The following is a 15046-nucleotide window of genomic DNA, read 5'->3' as shown; positions in this document are numbered from 1 at the left end:
ACCCGAAGCGCCCAAGGCGAGGACGACCGGGTACGGGCGGCACCGCAATACAATCGCCCGTCAATCGGAACTTCCCGCAACTGCTTTCAGGCTGCGGGCAGGAAGCGGACCAAGAGCAGGATCGTCGGGTCAGACCCAGCGCGCTCCGCCAGCGCGACTATTCGGAAGAGGAGAAGCTCGCTTGGAACCTGAAGAATGCCGGACTCCCTGACGCAACCGGGGCGGCGCTTCGGTAACGCCGGGTCACCGTGCCATCACCGCGAGGAAGCGCGGGAAGTTCGACGATGACGCCGTCACCCGAGTCCCACCCGGAAAGGCCGGAAGAGAGCTGCGCCTGCAGATTGATGGCCGGGCTCTCTTCGCGAGTGACCGCTTCCACGAAGAGATACTCCGCGGTGGGAGGCTCTCCGTCCACCGCGGCGATCCAAACCCGGGTAGACGGCATTGATGAGGACGATGCGGGATCGGTGGCGAAAACAAACTCCAGAAGGTTCTCCACCCCGTCTCCATCCGGATCGGCCTCCGCAACGAGTTGATGCCTGTCCGGATAACCCGGAAAGAAAGTGGCCGCCCATTGCTCGATGAGGCCCGGTAGTTCCCCTTGCAAGGTGCCGGGGAATGCTGATGCGGCGATCCGGATGCCATCGGCAAAGACCTGAAGGCCTTGGCCCGCGTCATAGTGGTTGCCGGTCTTGTCGTAGAGGATCGTGAGTTGGTGCCCGCGGTAGGCGAGTTGATCCAGGCAGAAGTGGCCCCACACGAAGCCTCCGCCTGCATCCACCGGCAGCAGCGGCGAGACCTCCACGATCTCGTCCGCGCGCGGCTTCAACCCCATGAGACCCGTGATCACCAAGTCGGCGAAACCCGAGTGATTGTAGGAGAAGCCGCGGGGAGCGCCGCCGGGTTGCGTGCCGTTTCCTCCGATATGGGTCCACACGCCGCCACCCGCCCCGCCGGAACTCATCGATTCATCGATCCAGCAGAGCGTGCGCGTGTCACCACCCCTCGACAGGGTGAAGCGGTGGCTGTTGGAGTAGGCCATCAGCTCGTTAAAATACTCGTGGCGGGTGACATAGGGCTGGTTGTGCTCGTGGAGGAGCCGAGCCATTGCCTTGAGGGTAACAGTCGAGGCAAAGGGCCAGACCGGTCCATTCCACTGGCAGCAGCTCCCCAGTTGTCCGGTCTGGTAGCCGGCTTCGTCCGTGGCTCCGCTGGAGAGTCCATGGCTGGTGGAGAATCGCCAGAGATGGGACCACGCCTTGTCGTAATCCGCGGCGGCATCGTCATCGGGAAGCCCGAAGTACCATGGCGTGAATCCGATCAGCTCACGGCGGTCTTGAAGCGGGTAGCGACCCTCGTCATTGAGCGCGGCGACGGTGCCTCCATAGATGTCCGTGTAGGATGCCGATGCCGTGGCGGCCAGGGCGAGATTGGTGCCATCGGGGGAAAAGACCCGCCATTCCAGGGTACCGGCCGAAAAGCCGGACTGTAGCAATGCGGCCAGCCGGATCTTCGTTGTGGTCACCGGTTCGAGTGCCACGCTGTTGTAGACATCCCGTGTCACCCCGTAGGTTTGGCCGGGCTGGCGGATGAAAGGAGCCCATGTAGAGCCTGTCCAAAATTGAAGTTCCCATGAGACGGGCACCCGCGTTCCCCCCGAGGGCCGGTCATCGTAGAAGTAGACCTCAGTCCGCTCGATGGTCACCGGGCTCGCAAAATCGTATTGAATCCACTCGCTGGTGCCGAGGTGATCGGGCGCCCACCAGGTGTGCCGCGGAATGGTGGAATCCGCGGACGAAGCGGGCCCGGCGCTCCCTCCCAAGCCGTAGCCGGTTTTGAAGAATTCATCCCGGGTGTCCCAGAGTTGAGATTGCATGGCCTCGCGCAGATCGTCGGCAAGCCCGTCAAAACGGACGGCGGAAGCGAGATGGCTCGCGGCCTGCGCCGGCTGGTGCCGCGCGGCGATCCGGAACATCTCCGCGGTCGCGCGAGCGTCGCCGTAGAGGTAGCTGTTGATCGAGGGACGCTTGCCGCTGCCTCCGAAGCTGACCTCCATCGCATCCCGATCGTCATTCTGCCAAAAGAGACGATCGGCGGGATCGAAGCTCGCTTGTTGGGTCGCTCCACCGGGCCTTGAATCGTTGAGAACCCATCCCTGCCAGTTTGAGTCAAAGTTCAAGCGGTTGTCAGGAGATGAGACCATCTCGGTGACCAAGCCCTCATCCGGGATGACGAGGTGCCGCGCCAGAGTGGCGTCAGCCAACCAGGCACTGTAGCGTCGCGGGTTTGCGCCGGCGTGGGTCATCCAGTAGCGGATGTAGTCCCCGCTGACCTGAGGATCGTCCAGCCACCGCGCTTCATAAAGCTGGTGTCCGACGGGTGCCACGATGGCATTGGTCGAGTCAGCCCAAGGCACCGGATCAATGTACTCGGTGACGACGAAGCGTGGCTCCACGGCGGTGCCGATGTTCTTGATGTGCTTTCTAAAGGCCCACCAGCGGTAGTACCAGGTCTTCTCCAAAGCGGCATCGGGAACATCCAGCAGCGGGATCTTCGACCGCAGGTAGTTCGCTGCCTCGGCGTTCTTCACCCACTGCCCGCCGTAGGTGCCATGATTGACCAGGGACACCCCGGCGTCGGTCGCCACGTCAAAGTACCACCGGTCCTCCTCCCGGAAGCCGTCGAAATAGGAATCGAGCACCGAACCATTCAGGATCAGCGGCTCGCTCCAGGCCGGGATGGAGAGGAGCACGTGCAGGCCGGCGGCCAGGTGGAGGAAGCGAGTTCTCATCGGGCAGAGAGGACGACGGCGAGTTTTCCAAGATCGGGTCGAGAGGCGACCACCTTGCCATCCACGATGAGGCGAAGACCCTTGCCGGCCCCGTATTGCAGGCCATCCTCATCCCACACGATGCTTACCTCGCGGTTGTGATAGCGGAGTCGCTCCACGCTGAAGTAGCGCCAGCGGCCGGGCGGCAGCAGTGGATCAATCTCAAGCTTGTTATCGACATCGGGCCGGATTCCGACGAGGCCGGAGAGGATCAGGTCGCAGTAGGAGGAATGGTTGTAGTCCTTGCCGCGCTCCTTAATGGGAGAGTGACGTTCGATCAGAAGCTTGCGGGCGAGCCACACCCCGCTGAAAGGATCGAGGTTTTCATCTATCCACGGAACATGGCTGCCATCAGCGGCCATCAGCCGGTGCGAGCGGGTATAGCTGCCGAGCAGCTTGAAGTAGTCGCCGCGATTGAGCGGTTGGCTGCCGCCGTCCTGGAGGACATTGGCAAGTGACTTGAGGGTGGCGGAACTGAGATAGGGCCAGCTCGGACCATTCCATTGGCACTCGTGGCCCCCCTCGCTGATGGTGAATTGCGGGTGCGCCTGCTCCACGGTGGTAAGCCCGTGGGGAGCAAGAAAGCCCTGGGGATCGATGAGCAGCCGCCATGCCCGCGAGTAGCGCGCACTGGTGTCGGCCAGCCCTGTGAGCCACGGCGTGTAGCCTAACAGCTCCGACACGTCGGCACGCCCTTCGCCTTCAGTCCCCGGGAGCACGCGGAAAAAACCGGCATCGTCATCCCACATCGTTGCCAGTACCCGTTTTCGAAGTTCGTCCGCCTTGCGTTCGTACTTATCGGCCAGGGCAGGATCTTCTGCCAAGCGGGCGATGCGGGCGATCACGCGCGCGTCGCCATAAAGATAGCTGTTGATCGTCGGCCTCCGGCCTGACCCGCCGATGGAGATTTCCATACCATCGGCATTGTCGCTTTGCTGGAACAAGCCGTCAGCGCAAAGGTTCGACTTCTCCCAGCCTTCGTAGTTCGCGACCAGAGACGGCAGGAGTTCAAACAGGAAGGCGGGATCGGGTGCGACCTCGTGGAACTCCCACAACCCGGTGCCCAGCCAGCTGCTGTAGCGCCGCAAATGGGTCCCTTCCGCCTTGGTGAGCCAGAATCTGAGATTGTCCCGCATGATCCCGCGGTCGCGGAGCCAGCGGCCTTCCATGAGGTGGTGGCCGAGCGCGCAGGAGATGGTGTTGTGCTTCCCAGCCCAGGGAACAGGCGGGAGAAACTCGGTGATCACCCTGCCATCCGGAGTCGCCTTCACGTGCTTCCGGAAGACCCACCAGCGGAAGTAGTAGGTGCGCACGAAATCCTCGTCGGGAGCGTCGAAGAGAGGGATATTCTCTTTCAGAAACTCAAAGGCCTGGCCGTTGGGAATCGACTGCGGATACAAGTCCTGGTCCTGCCGGTTGAATTGCTCGACGTAGCGCCGCAACGGCGCGTCGCCGGGAAGGGAGTCCGCGCCCGATGAGAAAGGAGCGCCCGCGACGGTCAGGTACGTTGCTGCTGCCAGAAGTCTGGTTCGAACATTGATCATGGGCGGGCCTTGAGCTGGTTTCTGAATTCCGAGGGTGTGTTGCCGGTCAACTTCTTGAAAACTTCCGTCATGTGGGCGGATGACGAGAATCCCGCGAGTTCCGAGATCTGCTCCATGCCAAGGCTGCGGTCGGAAAGGCAGGTTTTCACCCTTTCGATGCGGTGCCACTGGATCAACTGCAGCACGGAAACATTCAGCGTCTCCTTCACCCGGCGTTGCAGCACCGAGCGAGATACCCCTGCCGCGCGGGCCACATCGTCCACGCCGATGTCGCGCTCTGCAGCTTCGCGTATGAAGGCGAGCGCCCGCTCCACTTCCGCGCATCCCGAAGTCGCAAACGGATAGGTGCTGCGGCGATGGACGATCCCCTGGGGTGCCACCTCCAGCAGCGGCGGCACGGCATCCCCTCTCATCGCTTTCACCAGACAGGCCGCGGCGAGCCACCCCATCCTGCGCGAGGCTTCGCTGATGGACGTCATATCCAAGGCCTCGGCCATGCCGGGGGCATCGCTGCCGGTCATCCATAGCGAGCCTTTCGCCGCGAGCCGGGTATCGCGCAAAGGCAAGGCCAGCAAAGGTGAAGAAAGGAAAACCCCGCCGCGACTTCCGGCAAGGTGCTCGGCCAATCCCTGGTCCGGCCCGGAGAGTTGGATGTGCTGGCAGGATATGCCCGAGCCTGTGATCGCCTGCTGGAAGCCTTTCCACATCTCGATCTCACCCGGCCGGCCCGACGAAATCATCAAGGAGCGGGCAATGCCCTGGCGGGCGAGTAGTTCACCGGCCGCGGTGCCCGCCGCGATCGAGTCTTCCCTGATCCAGGAAATGGCGGCATCCCGCGCGGAGAAATCCTCTCCCACTCCGACCACCGGGAGATCGTGAGGGAGACTGCATTCGGGGCGCCCGATAAAGATCAAACCATCCATCCGACCCGCACCCGGTGGCGGCGAATCCGCCATCCGGTAGTCGAGTTGGAATCCCGTGGCTCCCCGGAAGAAATCCGAGACACCCTTCATCCGCTGGATGGAACGCTCTTCGGCTTCGGCCAGGATGACGATGATCCGCTTCATGAAGAGAAGGCGGAAGTCATTTGGAGGCTTCGAGAGGCAGGACAGATCTCCAGTCCGACCCCATGCGGAACTCGTCGAAGATGCAGGTGTATCCGCCTTCGTGGACACGGCGTCCCGAGCGCAGCCCCAGCAGGTCGAACTTCGGGACATCCTGCCACCGACCATCCGCATTCGCAGGAGGGGTCGCGAGGCCCAAGGGCGGATCGATCCACACGTCCGTCACCTTCTTGAGAGGATCGATTCGAAGCACAACCAGCACCGTCTTGTTGCCGAGCGGGATGCCGAGCGGCGACTCGAGGTCACGCGACTCCCCGGGCTCTTGTGTCCCTTCATGCATGCACAAACCGCTCTTGAACCAGCCATCACCCACGAAAAAATCCTCCCAGCGGCTCTCGGTCAGGAAAGACAGCCCGGCATAGGCCGTCTCGATGCCGTGATCGGGATCGGGCAGCCGCATCAGAAAGCTCAGGTAACGGCTCTCCGTGCCAGCGGAGCGGTGCGACCGGACCTGGAGTGAACATTCGAAATCCCCGAGTGTGGAACCCGTCATGATGGCATGGGGAGAGGTGGCAAGGTTGTAGCCACCGGATGAATAGGTGAGCCCTGCGGTGACGACTCCGCCGCGAATCTCGAATGCCCCGGATTCCACCGGCGGAGCGTCACCCGGCTTGGAATTGGAAAGTTCCCATGTGTCGATCCATGGCGGCGTGCCAGTGGAGGACTCCACGGCGGCGCGTGCATTGGCGCTCGCGATTTCATGCAGATCGAGTGGCGTTTCGAAGCGATGCTTCAGGTAATCTTCCGAGGCCATCTCCCCGGCGACAACCAATGCCGCCTCCCTCTCGAAAAGCAGCCGGTCCTTCCCTCCGGCCTCCAAGCGTACGGAGCCCTCGTCCACATACACTTCCGTCGAACCATTGCGTGGCCGGGCCACCGTGAACTCGGTGCCGAGGTCGATCACCCGGCCTTCCGGTGTTTCGACCTGGAAGGGGCCGAGGCGGCCATCGACGCGCGCCTTGAGCAGTCCCTCGTGCATGAACATGTTCCGCTCATCGATGATCTCGAAGGACCCGGGCCCCTTTAACTCCACCCGGGCCCCGGAGCTGAAGACCATGGCGATCTCATCCTCGGGGCGAAGGTCGTGGCGGCCGCGTGGAATCACCTGGCCGATCTTGAAGGCGCCCTCCGCTTGAGATTCGTAGATCGTTACGAAAGACGCGGCAGCTCCCGGGCGCAGCGCGTACCAGGAGAGACCGCCAGCGGCGAGCAGGAGCAGGCCGGCAATGCCGAGCTGGGTTCGGGAAAGGATCGGGCCCTGTCGTGGCCTGGGAGGGGCAAGTTCCACCGCTGAACCTGAGGTTGCGGCGGGCGTGGAGGCGAGTCGCTCGAGAGCACCGGGTTCATCCAGCACCCACTCGCGGAGACCGGAGGCTGCTTCCTCACTCATCTGGCCGTTGTCGATCTTTCGCAGCGCGTCTTCGAGATTCATGGTTTCTTCTCAGCTGGCCGTTCCCGCCTACAGTGGCAGTTGGCTTCCGTGGTGCAATCCATCAAGGAGGAAGAGGCAAAAGGCGATCCCGCTCCGCAACGTCCTAGCGCCTCTTTCGGACGAGCAGCCCTGCGGCCCCCATGAGACCCAGGAGCATGGAGCACGGTTCGGGAACCTGCGTCACCGTGAAACTATCCAACGGGGCGTAGGCTCCCGCGCCACCGGTCCCCCGGACCACCGTCCAGATCTCCGTATTCTCGGCCAAAGACGATAGATCAATCGATCCACTCCGATAGCCTGCCGAAGCCAGGGATGCAGGATTGCCCAAGGCGCTGAGACTGGTGACCGAGCCAATCAACGAGAGGCCCGCTGTGGCGATGTCCACGCCTTCCCCTGCGCCCGGGAAAGCTCCGGCATAGAACGCGATCGTGAAGCCGGCCGATGCATTGCTGTCCGCGAAGACTCCCTGATAGGCCTCCCAATTCGCCATGGTGCCGGCGGAACTCTGATAGAAACCCAGCGATTGGTAGACGTAGCCGTCCCCGCGCATGGCAAGATGACGGCTTTGGACATAGCCATTCCCCGGGTCATTCTGGATCGAGGTCGACAGGTTGATCCAATCGACAAAGCCACTGGTCGAGCTTTCGAACCAACCGGTCACATCCAGCTGTTGGTCGGTCAGGCCGTCTTCGAAATCGCCGGATGTCACCGTGAGCGCCGCGCGGACATGGGTCACGAGAAGCGTTGCGGCGGTGATGATGAGGAGTGTGGTTTTCATCGCTTGGGTTTGTTGGGGATCATGCGGGCTGCCGGATCCTGACAGCATCCGCCCTGGTGTGTACTTGTGTTCAAGGCGCGGGCGCCATGGGGTTTTGGGTCGATTGCCCGGCGATTTGGGTCACCGCGCCGGGGTTGAACGGATTCCGGGGTTCTTCGACCTGAAATCGGGTGGTCGCGCACGGGCGGCAAATGAAACCGTCACCGCGAAATTGCCACCTCATGAGAAAACCCAATGTCCTCCTGGCCGTCGTTTCCATTGGCTCCTGCCTTCCCTCAACCGCTATCCCGCAGGCAAACGGCGGGGGCTTCGAAGATGGCCTGAGCGGTCAGGTTCAGGACGTGGCCGCTTGGTTCGAATCCAGCACCGACGCCGCCAGCTACACCGAGTGGGTGAACCCCTCGAATGCGATTCAGACCGACGGCCCGAGCGACTACTCGCCCAGCCGCCATCTCGCGCTTCGCGGCACCGGCTGGATCTATCAATCGATCGGGACCTACGATGCCGAGCGATCCCCGGAGCTTGGTTTCCGATTCTTCCAGGGGATCTTTACCGATGGGAATGCCTCGACCGGGGCCGACATGGCATTCTTTATCACCGACGGTTCTTTTGCACCGGGCAACGGCGCGGACATCCTAGGCGCTGCCGGTGTGACCCAGATCGGCAGCACATTCTCGGTCACGCCCGCAGCTGCCGACGGCACCGGCTACCGTTCCGGCTCGATCGACCTCACCGGGTTGGACGATGGCACGGAGATCTGGGTTCGGTTCGCGGGAAATGGAGGCAGTGGACAATTCGCACCTTTCGACGATCTCTCCTTCTTCCAGCCGGGTGCGGATTTCGACGGCGATGGACTTTCTGACGAGGATGAAATCTTGCTCGGTACCGATAGCCAGAATCGGGATACCGATGGGGATGGCTTGGAGGACGGTGAGGAGGTCAACGACTACCACACCGATCCACTTGAGGTGGATACGGACTGGGACCTCTATTCCGATGGTGACGAAGTGGCGGCCGGCACCGACCCGTTGAATTTCGATAAATTTCCGGCTTTCACCGGAAATGGCGCGATCCGTCTCGATGGGCGCAGCCATCTCTCATTCTCGCCGGAGGCCGGAGTGATCCCTTCCGGCAACCAACCCTTCACGATTGAGCTCTGGGCGAATCCTGAAACCTTGAATGCCGAGGAGCTTGGGGGAAGCACGTTCGTCTTCTGGGGAGAAGAGGCCACGCGCCAAGCCAACGGCTTCCGGCTCTCCGGCTCATCGGTCCTGCGGCATTACTTCTGGGGAGACGACAGCGTTGTCGAGACCGGCTCTCCCTTCGCCAACGACAATGGAGGCCCGAATTCCGACGGGTGGCACCACTTCGCCGTGAGCTACGATGGGTCAAAGGTCGTGATCATACTCAATGGTCTCGTCGTTGACACTTCCCTGCCGGCCACTCCCGTCAGCGTGACGGACGCGAATCATATGATCGGAAGGAAGCTCAGCGACACCTTCGGCGCGGGCTTCTATCACGGATATCTGGATGAGATCAGGATCTGGAACACCGCGCGCAGCTTGGCCGAGATCCGCGCGAACCTTGGCAGCGGCCTCCAAGGAACCGAGCCCGGTTTGATTGCCTGCTGGAACTTCGATGGCACGCTCGAAGACTCCACCACCAATGGCATTCACCTTTATCCCGTGGGGGGCGTCACCTACGAACTGGAGAATCACGCCCCGCTCGGCATCTCCGTGGAATTTCCGGCTCCGGTGATTCGATTCATCAATCGCGACACCTTGACGAGCACCACGACACTAACCTGGAGTTCACTCGCCGGGCAGATCTACCACGTCGACCGTTCGGAGGATCTCGAAGAATGGGGGCAGATCGGTGAAGTCCAGGGAAACGAAAGCGAGACGACGTTCACCGATTCAACGACAACATCCGGCCGACAGTTCTACCGGGTTCGGGAGTAGGCATGGCGGATGGAAGCGGCGATGCGGACGACCACGGCCTTGCCGCGGGCCTTGTTCATCCGCTTTGTGAACTCGCTCTCGATGTCCGAGCGCCGGTAAACGATCACCCGGCCGGCGATCTCGGGAATTTCCTCGAGCCGCGCCTTGATGGCCTCTGCGATGGATCGGAAGCGGGTCATCAAGAGTTCAGGATCGGGCTGCCGCCGTAGGCCGGGCGGACGGTCGGACTGGCCGGAGCGGAATCGGTTTCCGAGAACGCGGCGCCCTCCATCGTCCGGAGCGACTCCAGGAACTTCTCGGCGTTGCGGTACTCGTCGCGGCGGGGATCGGTCATGCCCTCGGGCACGGGGTTCAGCCCCCCCTGCCCCAAGCGACCGATCAGCGCGACGAACTCGAAGCAGAAATCCGGAAGCGTCCCCGCCGGGCCCACGTGGCTGACATTCGGGTTCGCCCGGATCACCCCTCGGAACCGCGCCAGCACCTGCGCCGCGATCGCATCGATCCGCGGCCCCGGCTGTGAATTCCCATTTCCTGATCGCACTCTCACCGCCCATTTGGCCGAATTGACATCGTAACATGGAATCTTCTCGGACCACTGGTGGATCCTCCCCCGCTTAAGCCACTGGACACAACGGAATCGCTCCAGTTCTTCACTCCTGCGGCGGATCATCCATACGGTTGGCGCGTCCTTCAGCAGGTCGGTCTCGGACTATGCTTTTCGCTCCCCAAGTCATTGAACGGCGAGTTGGCCGTGCAGTGCTGATCCTATCCTCTCCTCTACCCGCTTTGCCACGAGTATATAGAGGTCCCCGACCGCTCGCGATACCGGAAATACGCTAATGCCGTGCCACTTGGCTCAGTCCCCTCCCCGCATCAACATTCTTCCGAGCTTCTCGCACTCCTTGGTCTTTTCAGTGGATCTTCGCACCACACCGGTCAGGCGGCTTACGGATCCAGGGGTCCCCATTGCCAGGCGCTTGGCAATCCATTCCGTACTCGCTCCCGTATGCCGCCGGATCACGGCAGCAAGCATCGCCTTCCGCCCGTCACCTTTCTTGATCTTTGCCAACTCCTTCCGGTCGGCCGGCAGGCCCAGCTTCGCACTGCCCTCCACCACCAGGCGCTCGGCGTCTCGCTCGCCATGCTCCCGCAGCACCCCGCCACGGCGGCTTGCGCCCCCCGGCTTCACCCCTCTTGCCCGATCCACCATGGCCAGCAGTCGGTCGCGGAACTTCTCCTCCCCCAGATACCACCCCCGCTTCAGGGCAGCGGTCGACGCCGCATCGATCGCCCCGCCGGTATTCGCTGCCCGTGCCTCGAGCCACGCCACATAAGCACGGCGTCCCCGGCCGTCCCGTGCCAGCTCGAAGGCCCCCAGCACCCGTTCCAGCTCCTGCCATTCCGGCGGCTTGCCGCTCGAATAGCCCGCCAGACTACTCCAGCGGTAGGCTGCCAGAGCACCTCTCCCGCCACCAGCCAGCCCCGCGCGCGCCGGGTTGAGGTGGATGTAGTCCGCCACGATCCGGAAATAATAAGGATCCGACTCACTGGAATTCACCGGCACCGACTTGTAGCGCCCCTGGAAGACATGCCCATGGCGCTTGCGGGCCCGATTCCACCCCTGGCTGAAGGTTCCGAGGAACCACTTCATTCCCGCCACCAGGTTCGGTTGCGGGGTCTCCAGCAGCAGGTGGAAGTGATTCCCCATAAGCACCCATGCGTGCACCCGCCATCCATGACTGGTGCAGACATCGCCCAGCCGGGCAACGAATACCACGCGGTCTTCGTCCGTCTCGAAAATCGCCTTCCCCCCGTCGCCGCGGGCCATCAGATGGTAGACTGCCCCCGGATACTGGAATCTCGTCGGCCGTGCCATCGCCCTCATCCAGCCGCACCGCGATGGATCGTCAAGGTCAGATTGCTACTCGGAGGAGACTGACCCCATTCAACGAAACCGCCCGCGCCCAAGGCCATCACGGCATCAAGGGCGCCGCCCACGGGATCAAAGGCGGGCGGCCCCGGCTCGATCTCACCGACGAGGAACGGGCCGAGCGCCGGCGCAAGCAGCAGGAGGCCTGGCGGCGCCGACAAGGCATCCAGCCCAAGAAAACCGGTTCGCCCAAGTCGCGGACGACGAATTGGGCACAGACGCATGTCGAGATCTGGGGCAAGTCGCCCGGCGTGCCGCTCACCCCGGAGGAATACGCCGAGCGGGAACCATTGTGGAATGCCCGGGTGCTGGCCAAGATCGAGGAGGCCAAGAGTTACGAGGCCAAGAAGCTGGCGAGGCGCGAGCTTCGCCGGACAGGACGGCAGCGGTCTTCTCCGCCGCCTGCGGCGCTTCCTGCCCTCCCTCCGGCCGATCCGTCCCCGCGGATCCGTCCCTCTCCCGTGGCCTCCGCCGTAGGCCGGACCTCGCCCTGTCCCTGCGGCAGCGGCCGCAAGTTCAAGAAGTGCTGCGGGAGGTGATTCCCAAGGGAGGAAACGGACAATCAGTGTCTAACAGATTCATAATTCAAGGACTGACCCTCGGAGATTCCGACCCTAGAACGCCCATGCCCCTTCGATCCCTCTTCGATCTAATTCGGAATATTTGATTTCAGCAGTCCCAGTTGCACTATCAATTTCAACGACCTCAAGGAACCTTCCGTTCCCCATCTGCTTTCTCATCTTGAGAGGCAAGCTCCAAGGGCTCTGCCAGTTTCTCCAACTGACGGTTACCTCCTCCGGGGTGATTTTTTCGACATAGAGGGGCTGTCCTTGATCAGTTAAAAATGCGGCTCCCTCCTTCACCGAATAATAGCGGGGTGAAGAAGCTGCCAAGGCTGGGTCATACATACCACAACAGTTCAGGGCCACGATCATTGCGCCCCCCAATGTCACAGTGATCATTATTGAAAGCTGCCGCGTCATGTAATCCATCATTTTTAGCTCAACGCAAGTGCGGCGGCGTCACATCTGGATAATCTGGAACGCCTCCATTTGTTGACCCGGGTTCAGAATACGGTCCATACGGCCTAGTTGATCCCGGCTCAGTCCCCTCTGGAGTGCCGCCTTCATTGGCGGGCCCAGGACTAAGGCCTGCATTCTTGCAGCAGCATTCACAATCATCCTTGTCATCGACAGATTCGCCGCAGTTCCTGCCAGTCCGATTATCATCGAAATCAGACGGCTGCATAGCACTATCAGCGTGAGCCTGAATCCAGTCCTGCTCCCAATCCGAAAGATCATCCCAACGACCCTGAGCTAGCAGCTTATCTCGCCGCTTCGCCATCGCGACATCCTTCTTCTCTTTCTCCCAAGACATTTGCTCCGCGAATTCCCGCCCATGGTCTTTCGTCATCCGACAATTCCAGACGCAGTGCTGAAACGGGTTGTTTTTGTCATGCGGAAATACGTCCGGCAAGCTCGGTGCCAACTTCCGATTCTGTTTATTGACCTCACCCGAACCGGCTCCGGTGTTGGGCTTGCTGGGACCAGATTTCCACCCGCTGCCTCCGGGCTTTCCTCCAAGAATATCGTACCAAGAATTGGGGTTATTATAGACAAACCCGTACAAATTCAACCCACCCCTTTCTCCAATCGGGTCCCTGCTTGGCCACCTCCCTTGAACCGGATCGTAGTACCGGTATCCGTAGTAGAAGTACCCCGTCTCCGCATCCAATGGTTTGGTCGAAAACCTGTAATCGAACAGCGCAACCTTTGAACCCGTGGCTACAACCTCCTCGCCAAAGGGATCGTATTCGAAGTGGGCGACCACGACAGCCGAGGCATCGAGATACTCGCTGATGTTCCCGTTCCCATCGTAGGTTGGGTAGTATACCCCGGCATCGGCACCAGATTCGATTTCCACTGCGAGTAGCCCCCCGACTCCGCCCGCCCCCTGCATTGAGCCGCTCAGGTCGGAGCCCCACGTGTATGTACGCTCGAGCGGATAGGTCGTGGTGTCGATGCCAAATTCGGCAACGACGTTCCAACGATCGTAGAAATACACCTTGCCGGTCATCCCGGTGCCGCTGCCCTGGAATTTCGCCACACGGCGACCAAAGGGATCGTAGGCGTAGTAGGTATTAGCCGTGCCGACTTTGGCCCGATACATCCGGTTTTCACCGTCCCAGTAGCGGTCGCCGTTGTTGCCGACCGGGTAGCGTCCGGAGGTCTGGTTACCGTCCTGATCATAATCCTGATTCGAAACCGAATAACTGTACAGTCTCGTCCGCCCATACTGGTTGAGCGCATTCGCGCCTTCAGATCCGCCGGTTCCGCTCTTGTCTAAATATCGGGCGAGGTTGTTGTTGGTATTGCCGAGGCTGTCGGGATCGGTCGTGTTCCGGGATGAGCGGAGGCGATTGCCGATGCCGTCATACTTGTAGCCCCGGTCGCCGGTGGTTCCGCCGGCGCGATCCGCGGTCGTCACCTGGCCCATCGAATCATAGCCCCAATCAATACCGGCGCCGGCGGAATACTCGTCCCCGGTGAGTGTCACTCCGGTACGCTGGCCGATGGCGTTCACGGCGTACTCATACTTCGAAAAGAGCGAATTGTCACCATATCGCTCACTGTTGGCCCGGTTGTGCAGCAGATCACGGTCCGCCATCCAATCCATCGTCACGGTGTGGGCGGGTCCCGTCAGGGAGGCCTGCAAGCCGTAGGATTCCGGCTCGTAGCCGTAGGTAAAGTCGCGCGCCGCCCCAGCATGTACGCCGGTCACCTGCCCCAGCTGCCCTCGAGTGGAGTGCCAGGTGTAAGTGGTTTCCGCGTCCGTCGTCGTCCCGTCCATGAGCTCATAGCCAGTGGGCCGGAGCAATGAGTCGCGACCACGGTCGAAAGTCCGGCTCACCGCGGCACGGGCCCCGCTGCCATCGGGATCAATCGAGATCGTCTCAGCTTCAAGCACAAGGGTGTCCGGATCGTAGGCATAGTCGATGTCGGAATAGGCGTTGGCAGCTTCGACGAGGCGACCGAGCGCATCGTAGGTGAATGACGAATCGGAAGTATTGGCATCGTTGCCAGGCCCCGGAATGTCAGCAGCCTCGAATGCCTCGCTCTACGCCCTAACCGCCGCCGTTTGCTGCTCTATGGGCTTCATCCCGCAGCTCGGGTTTGTCCACCAGGCCGGCACGCTGCCCTTCATCTACGACGCTGCGGATCTCTACAAACACGAGACGTCATGGCCCGCGGCCTTCGAATCCCAGGGCTTTCCCCACACACGTGGGGATGACCCGAACTGGTTCATGGCGTGGATCGCCGTGGACGAGCTTTCCCCACACACGTGGGGATGACCCGCTACGACCAACCGACCGACTTCCCGCAGGTGGGCTTTCCCCACACACGTGGGGATGACCCGCGATCGAGGAGACGACCACCAAGCACGCCG

At 61.7% G+C, this 15046-nt stretch carries 12 protein-coding genes and 1 CRISPR repeat array (1 of these 13 only partly in view); of the genes, 2 read left to right on the top strand and 10 right to left on the bottom strand.

Going from position 1 to position 15046, the window contains the following annotated elements:
- Nucleotides 1-157 precede the first annotated feature (157 nt).
- The 5 genes from IG178_RS04640 to IG178_RS04620 all read right to left on the bottom strand — a co-directional run bounded on the left by IG178_RS04640 (nt 158) and on the right by IG178_RS04620 (nt 7708).
- Nucleotides 158-2791 (bottom strand): MGH1-like glycoside hydrolase domain-containing protein, encoded by a 2634-nt coding sequence (locus IG178_RS04640; protein ID WP_193211356.1) that lies wholly within the window; start codon nt 2789-2791, stop codon nt 158-160.
- Nucleotides 2788-4374 carry an MGH1-like glycoside hydrolase domain-containing protein gene (locus IG178_RS04635; protein WP_193211355.1) on the bottom strand — a complete coding sequence of 529 codons (1587 nt, stop codon included), beginning with the start codon at nt 4372-4374 and terminating at the stop codon, nt 2788-2790. Before IG178_RS04635 ends, IG178_RS04640 begins: the two co-directional genes overlap by 4 nt.
- Nucleotides 4371-5441 carry a helix-turn-helix transcriptional regulator gene (locus IG178_RS04630; RefSeq protein WP_193211354.1) on the bottom strand — a complete coding sequence of 357 codons (1071 nt, stop codon included), beginning with the start codon at nt 5439-5441 and terminating at the stop codon, nt 4371-4373. The genes IG178_RS04635 and IG178_RS04630 overlap by 4 nt, the downstream gene beginning before the upstream one ends.
- 16 nt (nt 5442-5457) lie before the next feature.
- Complete coding sequence (locus tag IG178_RS04625; protein WP_193211353.1) at nt 5458-6930, bottom strand: FecR domain-containing protein; 1473 nt, start codon at nt 6928-6930, stop codon at nt 5458-5460.
- A 103-nt stretch (nt 6931-7033) separates the two neighbouring features.
- Complete coding sequence (locus IG178_RS04620) at nt 7034-7708, bottom strand: hypothetical protein (RefSeq protein ID WP_193211352.1); 675 nt, start codon at nt 7706-7708, stop codon at nt 7034-7036.
- 650 nt (nt 7709-8358) lie between these two features.
- Between IG178_RS04620 and IG178_RS04615 the strand changes: the two genes are divergently transcribed.
- Complete coding sequence (locus IG178_RS04615; RefSeq protein ID WP_193211351.1) at nt 8359-9669, top strand: LamG-like jellyroll fold domain-containing protein; 1311 nt, start codon at nt 8359-8361, stop codon at nt 9667-9669.
- Here the strand turns inward: IG178_RS04615 and IG178_RS04610 are convergent.
- From IG178_RS04610 to IG178_RS04600, 3 genes are all read right to left on the bottom strand, one after another.
- Nucleotides 9651-9848: a hypothetical protein gene (locus IG178_RS04610; RefSeq protein WP_193211350.1), complete on the bottom strand. Its 198-nt coding sequence runs from the start codon at nt 9846-9848 to the stop codon at nt 9651-9653. The two genes, IG178_RS04615 and IG178_RS04610, sit on opposite strands and share 19 nt — an antisense overlap.
- On the bottom strand, nt 9848-10210 hold the full coding sequence (locus tag IG178_RS04605) for a hypothetical protein (RefSeq protein ID WP_226894850.1): 363 nt from the start codon (nt 10208-10210) through the stop codon (nt 9848-9850). Before IG178_RS04605 ends, IG178_RS04610 begins: the two co-directional genes overlap by 1 nt.
- A gap of 315 nt (nt 10211-10525) precedes the next feature.
- Nucleotides 10526-11545, bottom strand: a complete 1020-nt coding sequence (locus tag IG178_RS04600; protein WP_226894848.1) for a transposase — start codon at nt 11543-11545, stop codon at nt 10526-10528.
- A gap of 23 nt (nt 11546-11568) precedes the next feature.
- Between IG178_RS04600 and IG178_RS04595 the strand changes: the two genes are divergently transcribed.
- The gene (locus IG178_RS04595) at nt 11569-12138 is read left to right on the top strand and encodes an SEC-C metal-binding domain-containing protein (RefSeq protein WP_193211347.1); all 570 of its coding nucleotides are present in this window, start codon (nt 11569-11571) and stop codon (nt 12136-12138) included.
- A 75-nt stretch (nt 12139-12213) separates the two neighbouring features.
- Here IG178_RS04595 and IG178_RS04590 read toward each other — a convergent pair whose 3' ends face one another.
- On the bottom strand, nt 12214-12591 hold the full coding sequence (locus IG178_RS04590; RefSeq protein ID WP_193211346.1) for a hypothetical protein: 378 nt from the start codon (nt 12589-12591) through the stop codon (nt 12214-12216).
- A 10-nt stretch (nt 12592-12601) separates the two neighbouring features.
- Nucleotides 12602-14566, bottom strand: a complete 1965-nt coding sequence (locus IG178_RS26115; protein WP_193211345.1) for an RHS repeat-associated core domain-containing protein — start codon at nt 14564-14566, stop codon at nt 12602-12604.
- A gap of 299 nt (nt 14567-14865) precedes the next feature.
- A CRISPR array of direct repeats spans nt 14866-15046; the repeat unit is 29 nt; unit sequence GCTTTCCCCACACACGTGGGGATGACCCG; it runs 361 nt beyond the window's last position.

This window comes from Neoluteolibacter marinus (genome assembly GCF_014904755.1).
Classification (GTDB): domain Bacteria; phylum Verrucomicrobiota; class Verrucomicrobiia; order Verrucomicrobiales; family Akkermansiaceae; genus Haloferula; species Haloferula marina.
Note: the sequence above shows the minus strand (reverse complement) of the source record. Positions and strands in the feature narration are given on the sequence as shown.

Coding starts and splice junctions, on each gene's coding strand:
- IG178_RS04640 (WP_193211356.1), bottom strand. CDS start 2,791: ATGAGAACTCGCTTCCTCCACCTGGCCGCCGGCCTGCACGTGCTCCTC.
- IG178_RS04635 (WP_193211355.1), bottom strand. CDS start 4,374: ATGATCAATGTTCGAACCAGACTTCTGGCAGCAGCAACGTACCTGACC.
- IG178_RS04630 (WP_193211354.1), bottom strand. CDS start 5,441: ATGAAGCGGATCATCGTCATCCTGGCCGAAGCCGAAGAGCGTTCCATC.
- IG178_RS04625 (WP_193211353.1), bottom strand. CDS start 6,930: ATGAATCTCGAAGACGCGCTGCGAAAGATCGACAACGGCCAGATGAGT.
- IG178_RS04620 (WP_193211352.1), bottom strand. CDS start 7,708: ATGAAAACCACACTCCTCATCATCACCGCCGCAACGCTTCTCGTGACC.
- IG178_RS04610 (WP_193211350.1), bottom strand. CDS start 9,848: ATGACCCGCTTCCGATCCATCGCAGAGGCCATCAAGGCGCGGCTCGAG.
- IG178_RS04600 (WP_226894848.1), bottom strand. CDS start 11,545: ATGGCACGGCCGACGAGATTCCAGTATCCGGGGGCAGTCTACCATCTG.
- IG178_RS04595 (WP_193211347.1), top strand. CDS start 11,569: ATGGATCGTCAAGGTCAGATTGCTACTCGGAGGAGACTGACCCCATTC.
- IG178_RS04590 (WP_193211346.1), bottom strand. CDS start 12,591: ATGGATTACATGACGCGGCAGCTTTCAATAATGATCACTGTGACATTG.